At 62.4% G+C, this 15,444-nt stretch carries 14 protein-coding genes; 10 read left to right on the forward strand and 4 right to left on the reverse strand.

Annotated elements, in window-relative coordinates; all coding sequences use genetic code 11:
• Positions 1-220 precede the first annotated feature (220 nt).
• From BWR02_RS09355 to htpX, 3 genes are all read right to left on the reverse strand, one after another.
• Positions 221-1,225, reverse strand: a complete 1,005-nt coding sequence (locus BWR02_RS09355) for a COX15/CtaA family protein (RefSeq protein ID WP_139557484.1) — start codon at positions 1,223-1,225, stop codon at positions 221-223.
• Positions 1,226-1,360: 135 nt separating this feature from the next.
• Positions 1,361-2,338 carry a CAF17-like 4Fe-4S cluster assembly/insertion protein YgfZ gene (ygfZ, locus tag BWR02_RS09360; protein WP_139557485.1) on the reverse strand — a complete coding sequence of 326 codons (978 nt, stop codon included), beginning with the start codon at positions 2,336-2,338 and terminating at the stop codon, positions 1,361-1,363.
• Between the two features lie 84 nt (positions 2,339-2,422).
• Positions 2,423-3,313: a protease HtpX gene (gene htpX, locus BWR02_RS09365; protein ID WP_139557486.1), complete on the reverse strand. Its 891-nt coding sequence runs from the start codon at positions 3,311-3,313 to the stop codon at positions 2,423-2,425.
• Positions 3,314-3,408: 95 nt separating this feature from the next.
• On the opposite strand from htpX, the gene BWR02_RS09370 reads away from it, so the two are divergent.
• The 10 genes from BWR02_RS09370 to waaA all read left to right on the forward strand — a co-directional run bounded on the left by BWR02_RS09370 (position 3,409) and on the right by waaA (position 12,344).
• Complete coding sequence (locus BWR02_RS09370) at positions 3,409-4,533, forward strand: PQQ-dependent sugar dehydrogenase (protein ID WP_139557487.1); 1,125 nt, start codon at positions 3,409-3,411, stop codon at positions 4,531-4,533.
• A 36-nt stretch (positions 4,534-4,569) separates the two neighbouring features.
• Positions 4,570-5,340 carry a class I SAM-dependent methyltransferase gene (locus BWR02_RS09375; RefSeq protein WP_139557488.1) on the forward strand — a complete coding sequence of 257 codons (771 nt, stop codon included), beginning with the start codon at positions 4,570-4,572 and terminating at the stop codon, positions 5,338-5,340.
• Positions 5,337-6,704 (forward strand): DNA repair protein RadA, encoded by a 1,368-nt coding sequence (gene radA, locus BWR02_RS09380; protein ID WP_139557489.1) that lies wholly within the window; start codon positions 5,337-5,339, stop codon positions 6,702-6,704. Before BWR02_RS09375 ends, radA begins: the two co-directional genes overlap by 4 nt.
• Positions 6,705-6,829: 125 nt before the next feature.
• Positions 6,830-7,165, forward strand: a complete 336-nt coding sequence (erpA, locus tag BWR02_RS09385) for an iron-sulfur cluster insertion protein ErpA (protein WP_129882475.1) — start codon at positions 6,830-6,832, stop codon at positions 7,163-7,165.
• Between the two features lie 264 nt (positions 7,166-7,429).
• Entirely contained in the window at positions 7,430-8,653 is a 1,224-nt protein-coding gene (gene tyrS / locus BWR02_RS09390; RefSeq protein ID WP_139557490.1) for a tyrosine--tRNA ligase, read from the forward strand.
• Positions 8,654-8,793: 140 nt separating this feature from the next.
• Positions 8,794-9,201 (forward strand): 30S ribosomal protein S6, encoded by a 408-nt coding sequence (gene rpsF / locus BWR02_RS09395; protein WP_139557491.1) that lies wholly within the window; start codon positions 8,794-8,796, stop codon positions 9,199-9,201.
• Between the two features lie 54 nt (positions 9,202-9,255).
• Positions 9,256-9,492 (forward strand): 30S ribosomal protein S18, encoded by a 237-nt coding sequence (rpsR, locus tag BWR02_RS09400; RefSeq protein ID WP_129882472.1) that lies wholly within the window; start codon positions 9,256-9,258, stop codon positions 9,490-9,492.
• 54 nt (positions 9,493-9,546) lie between these two features.
• Positions 9,547-10,452 carry a YybS family protein gene (locus BWR02_RS09405; protein WP_139557492.1) on the forward strand — a complete coding sequence of 302 codons (906 nt, stop codon included), beginning with the start codon at positions 9,547-9,549 and terminating at the stop codon, positions 10,450-10,452.
• A gap of 53 nt (positions 10,453-10,505) precedes the next feature.
• A complete protein-coding gene (rplI, locus tag BWR02_RS09410; protein WP_139557493.1) occupies positions 10,506-10,952 on the forward strand; it encodes a 50S ribosomal protein L9 in 447 nt (148 codons plus the stop codon).
• Between the two features lie 42 nt (positions 10,953-10,994).
• A complete protein-coding gene (gene waaA, locus BWR02_RS09415) occupies positions 10,995-12,344 on the forward strand; it encodes a lipid IV(A) 3-deoxy-D-manno-octulosonic acid transferase (RefSeq protein ID WP_139557494.1) in 1,350 nt (449 codons plus the stop codon).
• On the opposite strand, the gene BWR02_RS09420 is transcribed toward waaA, so the two are convergent.
• Positions 12,248-15,154 (reverse strand): bifunctional diguanylate cyclase/phosphodiesterase, encoded by a 2,907-nt coding sequence (locus BWR02_RS09420; protein WP_139557495.1) that lies wholly within the window; start codon positions 15,152-15,154, stop codon positions 12,248-12,250. The genes waaA and BWR02_RS09420 overlap by 97 nt on opposite strands.
• Positions 15,155-15,444: the final 290 nt, after the last annotated feature.

Consider the following 15,444-nt stretch of genomic DNA (forward strand, 5'->3'; position numbering starts at 1 on the left):
CTGAGGAAATTCCGTTCCCGCTTTGAATGGCTTGGGCGCACTCTCGCGGTGCCATCGTCACCACCGGTAGCACCTACTCAAGTGCTCGGAACGGCAACGTATTGAGCTTTTACGACACCCTCAACAGGGGCTGGGAATCCATGGGCTTGGCCGAATCAGGTTATCGGTGCTCATGGCGACAATCCCCTCGGGCCCGGATCTCGGGTCCGCAAGGCGTGGCTCAGGGGTAGCTGGCGGTAAGCTCCGCGCCCTGCGCTGGCGTGTTCGACGCGTAGCGGTAAATCGAGAAGAGCGCGAACTGCATGCCGAAGATCAGATTGGCCAATACCAGATGCAGCGGCTGCACGACGGCGGGGAAGCCGAAACGGTCCAGCCCCACGCCAGCCGCGATCGCCGCGACCACCAGGCCGGCGAGGGCCATTCCGAGCCGGGTATACCAATGCCGGTGGCCCAGCCGCTTGAGCAGGGTCCAGGCGAGCCATAGGTTCGTCAACAGGATAATCGACGAAAACGAGCGGTGGATGTAGAACACGGTCGGGAATTCCTCACGCCAGAGATGCCGGTCGGCGGCATGGAATAGCGTGGCAATGACGTCGACCGACTCCCGGATCTGGGTCCCCATGGCAATTTGCAGCAGGGTCATGACCATGGCCGCGATCAGCACGGTGCCGAATCGCGGAGGCAGCGCTGCAAAATCTGCTTTCCGGATGCGTGTGCGCTGCGAACGGATCACCGTATAGAGCAGCAGGGAAACGATGACAAAGGCCACGATCATATGGGCCGTAATCATGGCTGGACGCAAATTGCTGGCGACGACCGCCGAGCCGAGCCAGCCCTGAAAGCCCACCAGCAACAGCACGGCGCCGGAAAGATAGAACACCGTAGGATCGAGCTTGCGCAGCGGGATCGAGCAGGCGAGGGTCAACATGACCAGCGCGCCGATCGTGACACCGATCAGCCGATTGACGTATTCGGTCCAGGTTTTGAGCGGATTGAATCGCGTGTCGGCATAGCCGCGCTGGGCGTAAATCTCCTGATAGTTCGCTGGCAACTCGGCCTCGGAGGTTGGTGGGATCCACTGGCCGAAACAGGTCGGCCAGTCCGGGCAGCCCATGCCGGCGCCCGACGCACGGACGATACCGCCGACCATGATGAGGAAGTAGACCGCCGCGACGGTGATCAGGCCGATCCTGAAATAACGGCGGGTTGCGGTCTCGTCGATCATGGTGATGCTCGGGGGGGTGAAAAAATCGCTCGGATGCTATCACTGGGCACCCTGATGTCCAAGGCTCCGACCCGTAATCTGGCTCGCCGTTGCACTTGCATCGCACCACCGCTGCGGTAGTCGGAAAAACAGTCCTCAGGTTTCGAGCGAGTAGGGGAGACGTGCCGGCTCGAGCCGCGGGCCGGAAGGCGAACCAAGGCGCAACTCCTGGGCTTGCGCTCCTTCGGCCGTCAGCACGGAAAGCATATCGTAGCAACCCGGCATCTCCGGTGTGCCGGCAGCGATCAGCACCTGGCCGGCCAAGGTGTCGTCGGGACCCATCGCGATGCGCAGTCCGGCTTCAGGACGGCGGTCCGACTGCGCCCGCAGCCGATGCATCCGCCGCTTTACGGCGCCCAGGTAGTGAGTGCGCGCGACGACTTCCTGCCCGGTGTAGCAGCCCTTGCTGAAGCTGATACCCCCGAGCAGATCCAGATTGAGCATCTGTGGGATGAATTCTTCCGCCGTCGCGTCGGTGATGGTGGGAATCCCGTCGGCGATCTCGGCAAACTGCCAGCGTTCGTTCGTGATCTCGTGTGCCAGTCCGTCTGCGAGCAACTGGTCACGGAGCGCCGCCGTGACCGCGGACGGTCCCGCGACCAGATACTTTCCGCTGCGTTCGAGGGCGAGCACCCAGGCGCCCGTGGACATCAGCAGCGCCTGTCCGGGCTGCGGTTCGCCAGTCATTCCGAGCACCGCGCCGGCTCCGGGACCGATTGACCCCAATCCGCCCAGCAGGGACCACTCGCCATCGTCAACGTCCCCGGTAATGCGTATCTGCGCGCGCAAGACGTAGGGTATCAGGCGGCGCCTGACCGCATCGATCCTATCCTTGGGCAGCACCAGCAGGCAGCCGCTTTCGACTCGCAGTAGCCGGAAGACCGCAAGGGTGCGTCCCTTGGGATTGCAGATCGCGCCCAGTGTCATCTGGCCCGGCTTTAGCGCCTTGATGTCACAGGTGGTCTGCCCCTGCAGGAAGCCGACTGCGTCGGCTCCCTCGATCGCCAGAACGGCGTGATCGTCCAGCGTCGCCAACTCAAAGACTGCAGGGCTGCCGGAGTCGTGTGCGTGCATGTGGGGGATACGAGAAGTCGGCGTGAGGACAGCAACTCCGGACAGGACCGCCTCCGGTCGAAGGCGGTCCACTGTTTGGCGCTTTTACGGTTGCGCGCGCTGCAGGGCTTCGATGCGTTCCTCCAGCGGCGGATGGCTCAGGAACAGCCGCGACATGCCGCTCACGCCGCCGCCGATACCGAATGCCGCGAACTCGCCCGGCAATTCCTGCGGGTCGTGAGCACGCTGCAGCGCACGCAGGGCACCGATCATCTTCTGCCGGCCGGCAAGCCGCGCTCCGCCTGCGTCCGCCCGGAATTCGCGCCAGCGCGAGAACCACATGACAATCATCGTCGCAAGAATGGACAACAGGATCTGGGCCACCATCTGTGTGATGAAATAGGCAGGGCCGTAGCCGCCCCGATCACCGTCAGAACGAAATACCACGCGATCGACCAGATGGCCGGCGATGGTCGCGAAGAAGTACACGAAGGTATTCACCACGCCCTGCAGCAGGCCCATGGTGACCATGTCGCCATTCGCCACGTGGCTCATTTCATGGCCGAGCACCGCCTCGACTTCGTCGGCGCTCATGGCCTGCAGCAAGCCCGTGCTGACGGCGACCAGTGCATCATTCTTGCTCATGCCGGTAGCGAAGGCGTTGGGGTCCGGGGATTCGAAGATCCCGACTTCGGGCATGCCGATGCCGGCTCTTTCCGCCTGACGGGCGACGACGTCGACGAGCCAGCGCTCTGTCGCATTACCCGGCTGGGCAATGACGTGAACGCCCATTGACTGCTTGGCCATCCACTTGGACATGGCCAACGACATGATCGAACCCGTCATGCCGATTACGCCGGAGTAAATCAGCAGGCTTTGCAGATTCAGGTGTACGCCTTGCTGATCCAGGAATTGCCCCAGCCCCAAAACTTGAAAAATCAGGCTGATGAGCAGCAGAACGGCCGCATTGGTCAACAGGAAAAGCAGGATGCGCATGGGGTCGGCTCTCGGTTGAATCTCAGTGTTACCATACTTGGGCACCCCTGATGAAAAATCAAGACAGCGAAAGTACTGGCTGCTGGAGGATGAACATGCGACGGGCGAATGACAGGCTGGCTTCGATTGGCTGGCTGCTGCTGTCGTCGGCACTGACGACTGTGTCGGCAGCCCCCGGCAGCGCCTGGCTGGACAAGATCCGGTTGCCGGGCGGATTCCGGATTGCAGTCTTCTCCGACCGGACCCCCAATGTGCGTTCCCTGACCGTTGGCGAGGATGGCACCGTGTATGCCGGCACGACGAAGGCCGGCAAAGTGTATGCGCTGCGCGACCAGGACGGCGACGGTGTGGCTGAGGCCGTGCAGGTCATCGCGTCCGGTCTGAATGTGCCGAACGGCGTCGCGTACCGGAACGGCGATCTTTACGTGGCCGAAGTCCAGCGCATCGTCAAATTCGCCGGGATAGGCAGCCGGCTGAACAATCCTCCGGTTCCCACCGTCGTCTACGACGGGTTTCCCGGCGAGTTGCACCACGGGTGGAAGTATCTGCGCTTCGGGCCGGACGGCAAGCTCTATGTGCCGGTCGGCGCTCCCTGCAACATCTGTTTGTCGCCCAAAGAGATTTTCGCGACGCTGACGCGAATGGACCCGGATGGCAAGAATCTGGAGATCGTAGCGCGAGGGGTCCGCAACAGCGTCGGCTTCGACTGGCACCCCGAGACCGGGAAGCTGTTCTTCAACGATAACGGTCGGGACGAGTTGGGCGACGACCGGCCACCTGACGAATTGAACGTCGCTCCCGAACTTGGCCGGCATTACGGTTACCCGTTCTGTCATGGGGCCGACATCGGCGATCCCGAATTCGGCGATGAGCGGCCGTGCAGCGACTTCGTCGCGCCGGTGTGGAAGTATGCGGCGCATGTCGCGCCTCTCGGCATGCGTTTCTATAACGGCAAGCAATTTCCTGAGGAGTACCGGAACCGCCTGTTCGTGGCCGAACATGGGTCCTGGAATCGAACCAAGCCGCAGGGTTACCGGGTCGTCGTGCTGCAGTTCCGCGACGGATCTCCGGTGGCGGAACGCAGTTTCGCCGAGGGCTGGCTGCAGCCCGACGGGACCGTGCTCGGTCGCCCGGTGGACGTGCTGCAGCTGGCCGATGGCTCGCTGCTGGTCTCGGACGATCAGCGCGGCGCGATCTATCGCATCAGTTATCAGGATTGAGTCTGGCAACGTCAATTCAGGGATCAGGACACGCGCATGGCAACGGTAGATGTGAAACGGACAGCGGACCCGGCCTCCGAGCAAGCTTTCAGCGGACCGATCGGCGCCGAATATGAAATGCTGAAGCTGATCTGCCCAGCCGCGGCGGATATGAGCCGGCAGGTGGGAGCTTTTCTGGCCGGCTGGCAGTGTCCCGGTTCCGGGGCCGGGCGGCGTCTGAAGGTGCTCGAGATCGGCTGTGGTACCGGGATCACCACGGCAGGACTGCTGCAGGCGCGCGCCGACATCGAGATCATGGCCGTGGACATCGCGGCGCCCATGCTGGCCCAGGCGAAAGCCAATCTGGCTGCCTGGAACGATACCGGGCGGCTGCACTTCGTCGAGAGCGATGCCTTGAGCTTCGTCAAGGGTTTGGCGTCGAACAGCGTCGATGTGGTTGCGTCCGGCTATGCCTTTCACAATTTTCTCGACGACTATCGGTGCCAGATCGTGCGCGAGATCCACCGGGTATTGCGCCCAGGCGGTGTGCTGATCAACGGCGATCGGTATGCGCTGGACGACACCGTCGAGCAGACGCGCGTCATACAGGAGGAGTTGCGTCAGTATTTCCGCGTCTTTGCCGAACTCAATCGGCCGGATCTGCTCGAGGATTGGACGCTGCACCTGTTCAGCGACGAAGCGCCGGAACATGTCATGCGACTGGAGCCGGCGCTGACCCTTTATCGGGACGTTGGCTTCGACCCGGTCCGCGTGCATGAACGCTACCGAAACAACGCGGTCGTCAGCGCGGAAAAGCCGCAGGCGTGACGAAAGGGAAGGGCCAGCGCAGCGTCTATCGGTGTACCGAGTGCGGGCACGTTCAGAATAAATGGGGCGGGCAATGCCCCGGCTGCGGTGTCTGGAACACGCTGGTCGAGAGCATCGAGGACTCAGCTCCGGCACGTCGGCATCTCGGGTATGCCGGGGAACAGCAGCGCAGCGAACCGGTGCCCCTGGCCGAGGTCGAGGGCGAGTTGCTGGATCGGCAGGAAATCGGGCTCAGCGAACTCGACCGCGTGCTGGGCGGCGGACTCGTGCGAGGTTCCACCGTGCTGCTCGGGGGGGATCCCGGCATCGGCAAGTCCACGCTGCTACTCCAGACGGCCGCTGCGCTCGGGGGCCAGTCAAAGACCCTGTACATCACCGGCGAAGAGTCGCTGGGGCAGGTCAGCCTGCGCGCGCGGAGGCTGCATCTCGCCTGCGACAACGTGCTGATCCTGGCGGAAACGGCTTTGGAGCGTATCCTCGATACCGCGCGTCGTCACTTGCCGGAGATCCTGGTCATCGATTCGATCCAGACGATTTACAGCGAAGCGCTGCAGTCGGCGCCGGGCTCGGTGGCGCAAGTCAGGGAATGCGCGGCGCATCTGGTGCGGTATGCGAAACGGCTGCAATGCAGTGTATTCCTGATCGGGCACGTGACGAAGGAAGGTGCGCTGGCCGGACCGCGCGTGCTCGAACACATGGTCGACACGGTTCTGTATTTCGAAGGCGACAGCAACAGCCGGTTCCGTGTGGTGCGTTCGTTCAAAAATCGCTTCGGCGCCGTCAACGAACTCGGTGTCTTCGCGATGACCGAAACGGGCTTGCGCGAAGTGCGGAATCCCTCGGCAATTTTTCTGTCGCGGTACGATGAGGATCTGCCGGGCAGCGTCGTGATGGTCATGCGGGAGGGCAGTCGGCCCATCCTGCTGGAGGTGCAGGCCCTGGTCGACGACTGCCGCACCGGGATGCCGCGCCGGGTGGCGGTCGGCATGGAGGCCAATCGGCTCGCCATGCTGCTGGCGGTGTTGCACCGCCATGGGGGCATGCCGGTGATGGACCAGGACGTGTTCATCAATCTGGTGGGCGGGCTGCGCCTGAATGAGACCTCGGGCGACCTGCCGGTACTGATGGCGATCGCCTCCAGTTACCGTGACCGGCCGGTGCCCCGAGACTGGATCATTTTCGGCGAAGTGGGCCTGAACGGTGAGGTCCGTCCCGTGACCAACGGGGAGGAGCGTTTGCGCGAAGCCCAGAAGCAAGGCTTCCGCCATGCCCTGGTGCCCGCGCCCAACGCCCCGAAGAATCTCCCTGCGGGCATGGAAGTGACGCCGGTCCGAACCTTGCGCGACGCGCTTGCGGCATTGTGAGCCCGCTTTGTCCGTAACCGGCAGTTGCCGCAGCTTTCGGGATGCGAAAGCCGTGATAAGTTGACCGCGTGGGTGGGAATAGTCATACTCGAAAAAGTGTTTGAAGAACTGCGCAGGGTTTCCAGATGAGCCAAGAAGCCATCCATTTCACCGACAATGCCGCTACGAAAGTCAGCGAGCTCATTCAGGAAGAAGGCAACGAGCAACTCAAGCTGCGTGTTTACGTTTCCGGCGGCGGCTGTTCTGGTTTTCAATACGGTTTCACCTTTGACGAAGCCGCGAACGACGACGATACGCTGATCGAAAAGAATGGCGTGACCGTGCTGATCGACTCGATGAGCATCGATTATCTGCGGGGTGCCGAGATCGACTACAAGGAAGACGTCAGCGGCGCGCAGTTCGTCATCCGCAACCCGAACGCGTCCACGACCTGCGGCTGCGGCTCCTCCTTCTCGGTCTGACAGGCCGGGTGGCGCCTCCGGGCGCCACCGCTTCGCGTCCACACGCGCGGTGGCCCGGTCCTGGCCGGCCCGACGTGCTGTTCATCCGGGACCGATTCCCCCGCGCGCTCCTCCATCACCTCCACAGCCGCGACCCGCGAACATTCGCGCTATTCATGCGTGCATTTCCGCTCATGCCGGGGAGTCCTTCGGCTGGTCAGGGGCGAGCGCAGCTTTTAGAATGCGGGCCCTGCGATTTCACGCAACCGATTCCAAGAGGCTGGCATGCTTGACGATACCCTGAATGAACTGCGGCGCGGGGCTGAAGAGGTCCTGAAAGAGCAGGAACTGCAGGAGCGCCTGCAGCAGGGGCGTCCGCTCAGGATCAAGGCCGGCTTCGATCCGACCGCGCCCGATCTGCATCTGGGGCATACGGTGCTGCTGACGAAGCTCAAGCAGTTTCAGGATCATGGTCACGAAGCCATATTTCTGATCGGGGACTTTACCGGCATGATCGGCGATCCGACCGGCAAGAACGCGACCCGGAAGCCGTTGACCCGAGATGAGGTCATCGAGAACGCCAAGACCTACGAGGAACAGATCTTCAAGGTGCTGTGCCCCGAGCGCACCTTGGTGATGTTCAATTCGAGCTGGATGAACGCGCTGACGTCGGCCGAACTGATCGGGCTGGCGGCGAAGCAGACGGTGGCGCGCATGCTGGAGCGCGAGGATTTCAACAACCGCTATAAATCCGGCCAGCCAATCGCAATTCACGAGTTCCTGTACCCGCTGATTCAGGGCTACGATTCGGTGGCACTGAAGGCCGATGTCGAGCTGGGCGGCACGGATCAGAAGTTCAACCTGCTGATGGGGCGGCACTTGCAGGAGTTGCACGGCCAGAAGCCGCAGATCGTTTTGACCATGCCGATCCTGGAAGGTCTGGACGGCGTGCAAAAGATGTCGAAGTCGCTCGGCAATTATGTCGGAATCGCTGATTTGCCGGACGAGATGTTCGGTAAGTTGATGTCGATCTCGGACACCCTGATGTGGCGCTATTTGCTGCTGCTGAGTGAGCGCAGCGTGGCCGAGATCGAGGCTTGGCGGCAAGCCTGCGCCGAGGGCGCCAACCCACGCGATTACAAGGTGCGCTTCGCCGAGGAAATCGTCGCCCGCTTTCATGGCGCCGCGGCCGGGAAAGGAGCGGTCGAGGCATTCGAACGCCGTTTCAGCGACCGGCAGATTCCCACCGATCTACCGGTCACGATCCTGGGAGTCGATGCGGCCGGCTACCCGATCGCGAATCTGCTGAAAGATCTGGGGCTCACGGCCAGCACCTCCGAGGCGCTGCGAATGATCGATCAGGGCGCTGTCCGGATCGACGGCGAACGGGTCAGTGATTCGCGGTGTCGGATCCCCGCGGGCCCGCCCCGCGTCGTGCAGGTGGGCCGCCGGAAAATCGGGAAGGTGCAGCTCGATCCCGTTGACGCAGGGAACGGGGTACCCTCGTAAAGCTCGGTTCGGTTGCCAAGGCTGAGCCTGTTGTACTATCATCGCCGGTTTTATCCGGCAGCCCCAGTTTTTCTGGGTTGCCGCTCCTTGCCTCACCCGTCCAATCGGGCGGGGAGGCTCATTTTCCGAAAGGAGTTTTCATGCGCCATTATGAAATCGTCGTGCTGGTCCATCCGGATCAGAGTGCTCAGGTTCCCGCCATGATCGAGCGTTATCGCTCGATCATCGAAGGCGCTGCCGGCACGATTCACCGTCTTGAGGACTGGGGTCGCCGGCATCTGGCTTACCCCATCGCGAAGGTCTTGAAGGCGCACTACGTGCTGATGAACATCGAATGTGATCAGCCGACGCTGGAGGAGCTGGAAAGCGGCTTCCGATTCAACGATGCGGTGCTCAGGAGCCTCACCCTGAAGCGGGATGAGCCGGTCACCGAACCTTCCCCAATGGCGCGCTCGGGTCACTCAGAGAGCGCTGGGGACAGCGACGATGCCGGCAGCGAGACCGCCGAACCCGGCGTTCCGGCCACCGAGTCCGCCGAGGCGGATTGAGTCGCGGCTTTCCGATCCCTCATCTGTCATTCCGTCAGCGAGAATCGCACGATTATGTCTACCGTACGTCAGTTCAAACGCAGAAAGTTTTGCCGTTTCACGGCCGAGAACATCAAGGAGATCGATTACAAGGATCTCGATCTCCTCAAAGAGTACCTGTCCGAAACCGGCAAAATCGTTCCGAGCCGCATCACCGGAACGAAGGCCAAGTATCAGCGGCAACTCGCGACGGCGATCAAGCGGGCGCGGTTCCTGGCGCTGATCCCGTTCTGCGATTCGCATCCGCAGTAAACCGGTCGCCTGATCCGGCGGCTGCCGTTGGCGATTTGACCGGGAACCGCAACAATGCTTCTGCGGGCAGCAGCCTACGCGCTGCGGGGTCGAGTGCAGGCCAGTGTGGTCGTGCTCGGATTCGCGCTGCTCTCGCTGTTCTTCCCCCTCGTCGGCCTGCTGAGTTCGGCTTCGGTCGCGCTGGTCACGCTCCGTAAGGGGAGTAGCGAAGGCCTCGCCATCACCGGCCTGGTGTCGTCGGTCGTCGGCGTCATTGGTGTCGCGTTGACGGGTTCCGTTCTGACGCCGCTGGCCTACGCAGGGATGATGTGGGTGCCGGCCTGGCTCGTGGCCGTCGTGCTGCGCGTGGCGCGAAATTTTGGCTGGGCGACGGAAGCCGCGGGGGCGCTGGGGCTGTTGGCGGTCGGACTGGTCTACGCCTTGGTCGACGATCCGGCGGCGATGTGGGCCGAGCGCTTTCGGCAGATCCTGGAGCCACTGACTGCCGCCGGTTCACCGCCCGATGCGGCCCCGTTCACTCGGCTCAGCGAGGGCTTCGCTCCCTACCTTACCGGGCTCATCGCAGCGGGTTCAGTGCTCAGCTTGATCCTGAGTCTCGTGCTGGCCAGGTGGTGGCAGGCGCGGTTATTCAACCCGGGTGGTTTCGGCGCCGAGTTTACTGCCCTGCGTATGCACCCGGTGACGCACTACCTTGCCTTGGTGTGTGCCGGTGCTGCCGTCGGTCTGGAGGGGCGGGTAGCGGAACTGTTCGCGAACCTGCTGCTGATACTCGGCGTGCTGTTCGTGATACTGGGCTTTGCCATTCTGCACCGGGTCTTCGCATCCCGACCGGGCCAACGGTTCTGGCTGGTGGGGATTTATGTTCTGGCCCTGTTCGTGCCGCAGATGCTAGGGCCTTTGGCTCTGCTGGGGGTCACCGACCTTTGGATGGACTGGCGGCGGCGCTGGCTCACCGGTTAGTGTGCTCGGGTGCACCAACCAATCTCTCGAAATCGAATCACTGGGAAACATCGATGGACCTCATTCTTCTTGAAAAGATCAGCAATCTCGGTAACTTGGGCGACAAGGTCACCGTAAAACCCGGTTATGGGCGCAACTTTCTGGTACCCCAGGGCAAAGCCGTGCCGGCAACCGCAGAAAAGCTCGCTGAGTTCGAGCAGCGCCGCGAGGAACTGGAAAAGAAGGCGGCGGCCGAGCTGGCTGCGGCGCAGGCCCGGGCCGATGCATTGGCGCAGCTGTCCGTGACGATCGCGCAAAAGGCGGGCGATGAGGGGCGCCTTTATGGCTCGGTAGGCACCAAGGACATCGCCGATGCGGCAACCGCTGCGGGCGTGGAGTTGCATAAGGCGGAGGTCCGCCTGCCGTCGGGTCCTCTGCGTCATACCGGCGACTACGAGATCGCGGTGCAGTTGCATGGCGATGTCGTCGGTAAGCTGGCCGTTCACATCGTGCCCGAATAAGGCGAGCCCGCCGCGGCGGCTGATCGCAGCCTCTGCGTAGACATGCGGCTCGTTTACACCGCCCTGTTCTACGGGGCGGTTCCGCTCATCGTGCTGCGCCTGCTGTGGCGGGGCCGCAGCAATCCCGCTTATCGCGACCGTATCGGCGAGCGATTCGGCGCTTATGGACCGACGATGCCGCGTCGGGACGTCATCTGGATCCACGCAGTTTCGGTCGGCGAAACGGAATCCGCCGCACCGCTGGTGCATCAGCTGCGAGACCGCTACCCCGATATCCCGCTGCTGTTGACCACGACGACCCCGACCGGCTCGGCACGCGTGCAGGCCCTGTTCGGCAGTTCAGTCGAGCACTGCTATCTCCCCTATGATCTTCCCGGTCCGATCGCTCGCTTCCTAGGCCGTTTCCGCCCACGTCTGGCAGTGATCCTGGAGACCGAGATCTGGCCGAATCTGTTCGGTGCCTGCTCCGCCCGCAGGATTCCTCTGGTGATTGCGAATGCGCGGCTGTCCAGTCGGTCCGCCGTCCGATACCGGTACATCGGTGGACTGGTCAGACCGGCACTGGCCGCTGTCCGCGCGATCGCGGCGCAGACACCGGAGGACGCCGAGCGCTTCGCCGCGATCGGCGCGGACCCGAAGAAAATCTCCGTGACGGGCAATATCAAGTTCGACGTGGATTACGGTCAGGGGCTTATCGCCAACGGCCGGGGTTTGCGGGAGGAGCTGTTCGGCAGGCGGCCTGTCATCATCGCGGCCAGCACCCATGCCGGGGAGGAGGAACGCCTGCTGTCCATTTTCAGCGGCTTGCGGCAGCGCTTCGCCGGTTTGCTGCTGATGCTTGTGCCGCGGCATCCGGAGCGCTTCGCAGCGGTGGCGTCACTGGCGCGAGCGGCGGGTTTTCACACCGTGCGGCGTAGCGACGGTATTCCCTGCAGTGGCGCGGACGAGGTCTTCGTGCTGGATACGATTGGGGAATTGCGCACGTTCTACGCCGCGGCGGACGTCGCCTTCGTCGGCGGTTCCCTGGTTCCGGTGGGAGGCCACAATGTGCTCGAACCTGCCATGGCGGGACTGCCGGTGATGTTTGGCCCGCATGTCGACAACTTCCGGGTGATTTGCGCTGCGCTGGTGGAGGCCGGAGGCGCCTTTGCGACGGATGGCGAGTCTTCCCTTGCGGCGGCGTTGGAGCGCTTGCTGGATGATGCCGTGTTGCGGGCGGAGATGGGTGAACGTGCACAGGCCTATGTGCTCAGGAACCGGGGAGCGTTGAACCGCGTCACGGCGATTCTGGCCGCTTATCTGGGTTCGGATGCTTCTGTCGTCCTGTCCTCGGCCTCGATCGATGAGGCTTCTTCGAATGCTTCGAACGGTGCAGGTCGTCCGATGAAGTAGCCCTGTGCCAGGTCTACACCCAGCCGCCGAATGGTTTCGAGCGTTTCGGCATCCTCCACGCCCTCGGCGATGACTTCCATTTTGTTGCCGTGTGCGAGCGTCGTAATGGCCGACACGAAGGCTTCATCCCGCACGTTGCCGGAGATATAGGTCACGTAACTCTTGTCGATCTTGACGAATTGCACCGGCAGGTGGCGCAGGTAGGAGAAGGACGCGAACCCCACACCGAAGTCATCGATCGCAAAACGGAAGCCGAGTACGGCCAGTTCGTCCATGATGTCCTTGGCCGTTCCGAAGTCGGCGATGGCGGCCGTTTCCGTAATTTCGAAAATCAGTCGTTCCGGCTGAATCTCGCGTTTTTTCAAAGCCAGCTTAAGAGGTTCTGTCCAGTCGCGGTGGGATAGCGCCGAAGCCGACAGGTTGACGTGGATGGCGGTAAAGCGGTTCGAATCCCGATATGCACTCAGGAAGCGAATCGCATCTTCCACCACATAGCGGTCGATTTCGCGGATCAAGCCGGTCAGTTGCGCATATTCCAGAAATTCGCTCGGCGGGATCGGCGTGCCGTCGTCGCCGCGCAGGCGCACCAGCGCTTCATAGTAAGGAATGGCTCCGGTTGCCAGTGACAGGATCGGTTGGTAGTGGAAGATGAACCGCCGCTGCAACAGAGCATTCTGAATGGTTTGCTTCCAATAACTGCGATCGGATATGCGTTCGCGCGCGTGGTCGCTGTAAGAGAACAGATGCACTCGGCTCCGGCCGCTATTCTTGGCCTGGTACATGGCCAGGTCGGCATTCGCGAGAATGTCTTCAATATTGCTTCCGTGGTCCGGGATCACCGCGACACCGATGCTCGCAGAGACGTGAAACAGCTTCTGCTGCACGGTGATCGGTAATGTTTTCAGGCGCGTGTTGAGCAGATTGGCGAACGCCATCGCCCCTTCGAGTCCCTGATGAGGCATCAGGATCGCGAACTCGTCACCGCCCAGGCGCGCGGCGATGTCTGCCTTGCGAATCCGCGTCTTGAGCTCGGAGGCCAGTTTGCCGAGGAGTTCGTCGCCGGCAAGATGCCCAACCGTGTCGTTGATATCCTTGAAGTGGTCGAGATCGAACAGGATCAACGCGGCGCGCGCCTGGCTTTTCTCGACCTCGCCGTAGATCCGTTCCAGTTCCTCGTGGAAGCCGCGCCGGTTGTACAGGCCGGTCAGCGGGTCATGATTCGCCAACCACATGTAGCGGGTTTCGGCTTCCACCCGCTCGGTGACATCGAGTCCGACCGAGAGTACGGCCACATCGTTCGGATTCTGATCCTTCAGCCGCGTGTGTACCCAGACCACGCTACGCCGCGTGCCCTCCTTACAGAGCAGTTCGGTTTCGTGCTGCAGCCGTTCACGCTGCCCCGACCAGAGTTGGGCAAAGTGCTCTTCGAACTCCTCGCTGACCTTCGTTTCCAGTATCAACGACCGGAATGGACGCCCGCGCAGTTCACGAGGCTCGAACCCGGTGACCTGCAGGGTCAACTCGTTGGCGGTCAGAATGCGGCCGGAGCTGGACTGAGTCAGGATCATGACCTGCGCGGCATCGAGCAGTCCCTGCACGAAGTCGCGCTCAGCGGCGAGTTCCCGCGTCTTGTGGGCTATCGCCCGCGCCTGTGATTCGAGTTGCTGCGAAAGCTGGAGCGCAGCGTCGTCGAGTATCAGGACCTCGTCATGCCAGCGCGTCGTTCGCTTGGCGGCGATCAGGTGCTCCCGCGCCTCCGCATAGGCGCCCTGCGCCATCAGGGGGAGCGACTCGGCCAGTCGGCCGAGATGTCTGAGCGGGAACTTCATCATCAGGAACAGCAGCAACTCGGCAATCAGCAGTGCGACCGAGGCGAGAAAGATGCCATTGCGGGTAGCGTTATGGATTTGATCGATCTGGTCAGTGACTTCCGCGATGATCAGGGCCACGGCCTCGGCATGCACGATCGCCTGTAGCGGGATGCTGTGCACCGAGAAATACCGGCCCCTCCAGTTCTGGATGACATCGGTGGCATGCGAGAGTTCGTCTGGATTCCGCGCGGACAACTCGGCGATGAGCGGTTCGAGTGCCGTCGAATGCGTCAGCGCAGCCAGCTTGTAGCCCCAGGCGAGCGGACCATTCGCTAGCTCGGCCGGTGTGGCCGGAATCAGGATGGCGATGTCTGCGCCGGTGAGTGATTGGTACTCGATGACGAGCTGTGCGATGGACTGCCTCAACGCGAAGGCGCCGGCAAGGCGTCCGTCGACCAATACCGGCAGATAGACGCGCAGGGCGCAGTGGGTGCGGCAGACCAGCAGATTGGACGGTTCTTCCCGCTCCAGGACGGTGCGGATCGCCGTCGCCTCCTGCGCCGAATCGACCTCGGTGGAAGCCTTCAGGCCCCATTGCCAGAATGGGTTCCCGGATGCGTCGAACAACTCCAGGTGCTCGATATCCAGGTCGTGCTGGATCGTGGTGTAAATTGACGCCGAAGAGCGCAGCAGTCGTGGGTCCTGCTTTCGCAAGGCTTCGGCCACATTGCCGACCGACGTCAGTACCGGTCCGATCTGCTGCAAACGAGTCAGGGAACGCGACAACAGGTCATTGAGTTGCCGGTTCAGCAGGGCCTTGTCGAGTTTCTGCTGCTCCTCGAACTGGCGCTTGAGATGGAGGTGATTGAGTACTGCAAACGAGGCCCCGATGCCCACCATCAGTAGGCTCAGGAACAGAAAACCCTTCCAGAACAGGCTAAGGAAACGATGCCGGTGGTTATCACGCACGTGGGTCGCATCCGGCTGCACGGGAGACATTCGTGCTCGGGAGAAGCGGCATCAGGTGTGGACCGCCGCGCGCCGTGCCGCGCACATTCGGCGGCTCCGGCGGTTCCGATCGGCAGCCTTGCTTCGCATCATCCCCGTAATGTTCCCTGGAGATCGATCGACATCGGTTTCGGTGTGGGGCCACGCTTCGCACAGCCTGTCGCTTAGATTCTCGCAGGCATTATAACCAAGGGGCGATGCTTCGGGGGGGTTCACCCCCGGACAGCTGATGCGTGTGGTGACGTCACTGCGCTGACCCGATCCGTCTGTGACGACGGTCG

This window comes from Methylotetracoccus oryzae (assembly GCF_006175985.1).
In the GTDB taxonomy this organism is placed as follows: domain Bacteria; phylum Pseudomonadota; class Gammaproteobacteria; order Methylococcales; family Methylococcaceae; genus Methylotetracoccus; species Methylotetracoccus oryzae.

Bases quoted from the DNA above. Each gene is read 5' to 3' on its own strand.
- tyrS (WP_139557490.1), top strand. From the start codon at position 7,430: ATGCTTGACGATACCCTGAATGAACTGCGGCGCGGGGCTGAAGAGGTC.
- BWR02_RS09355 (WP_139557484.1), bottom strand. From the start codon at position 1,225: ATGATCGACGAGACCGCAACCCGCCGTTATTTCAGGATCGGCCTGATC.
- erpA (WP_129882475.1), top strand. From the start codon at position 6,830: ATGAGCCAAGAAGCCATCCATTTCACCGACAATGCCGCTACGAAAGTC.
- rplI (WP_139557493.1), top strand. From the start codon at position 10,506: ATGGACCTCATTCTTCTTGAAAAGATCAGCAATCTCGGTAACTTGGGC.
- BWR02_RS09375 (WP_139557488.1), top strand. From the start codon at position 4,570: ATGGCAACGGTAGATGTGAAACGGACAGCGGACCCGGCCTCCGAGCAA.
- waaA (WP_139557494.1), top strand. From the start codon at position 10,995: ATGCGGCTCGTTTACACCGCCCTGTTCTACGGGGCGGTTCCGCTCATC.
- BWR02_RS09420 (WP_139557495.1), bottom strand. From the start codon at position 15,154: ATGTCTCCCGTGCAGCCGGATGCGACCCACGTGCGTGATAACCACCGG.
- rpsR (WP_129882472.1), top strand. From the start codon at position 9,256: ATGTCTACCGTACGTCAGTTCAAACGCAGAAAGTTTTGCCGTTTCACG.
- ygfZ (WP_139557485.1), bottom strand. From the start codon at position 2,338: ATGCACGCACACGACTCCGGCAGCCCTGCAGTCTTTGAGTTGGCGACG.
- BWR02_RS09405 (WP_139557492.1), top strand. From the start codon at position 9,547: ATGCTTCTGCGGGCAGCAGCCTACGCGCTGCGGGGTCGAGTGCAGGCC.
- htpX (WP_139557486.1), bottom strand. From the start codon at position 3,313: ATGCGCATCCTGCTTTTCCTGTTGACCAATGCGGCCGTTCTGCTGCTC.
- BWR02_RS09370 (WP_139557487.1), top strand. From the start codon at position 3,409: ATGCGACGGGCGAATGACAGGCTGGCTTCGATTGGCTGGCTGCTGCTG.
- rpsF (WP_139557491.1), top strand. From the start codon at position 8,794: ATGCGCCATTATGAAATCGTCGTGCTGGTCCATCCGGATCAGAGTGCT.